Here is a 508-nt window from a genome sequence, read left to right as displayed (position 1 = left end):
CTTCTGCGTTACCTGCCACTGTTTCCGACAAGTAGCGCGTGCTCTTATCATCCACACCAATACGATCTTGTTCTTCTGTGCGAGTCCCGGCGTTAACAAAGTAACCAGGCCAGTTCTCTTCACACGTGAGGTAAGTACCCCACGGCGTATAGCCGTTGCCACAGTTGTTTAACGTACCACGAGCTTGGCTGCCATCAGGCGAAAAACGCGTCACAGTAAGCGCCGTGTGAGCGACTGGGCCAGATAAATCCATCACTGTCGCACCAGTGTATCGGCGGTTAAGCGGATCGGTATCCACCAATTTCCACATATTGTCTTCTAGCTGAATACGAACAACGGAAACGCCGTGAGCGTTAATCTCTTTGCGAACTTCATCAACTATTGTGCGAACGCCATTCGCAACTGTTGGACCGTTTGGATGCAGTGCTGATGTATCAATGTATTCATGGTTGATGCAAAGCAGGCCGTCGGTCGTACTGTCATTTAATGGGAAAAAGTGCATGCCATC

The 508-nt window shown here is 49.8% G+C and carries 1 protein-coding gene; it reads right to left on the bottom strand.

Annotation, left to right across the window (positions count from 1 at the left end):
• The coding region (locus R7Z47_RS26985; protein ID WP_318131046.1) for a PhoX family protein at positions 1-508 on the bottom strand (508 nt) is incomplete at both ends.

The organism is Vibrio sp. 1641 (assembly GCF_033339995.1).
Lineage (GTDB): Bacteria > Pseudomonadota > Gammaproteobacteria > Enterobacterales > Vibrionaceae > Vibrio > Vibrio alginolyticus.
This window is presented reverse-complemented; position numbering and strand designations above follow the sequence as displayed.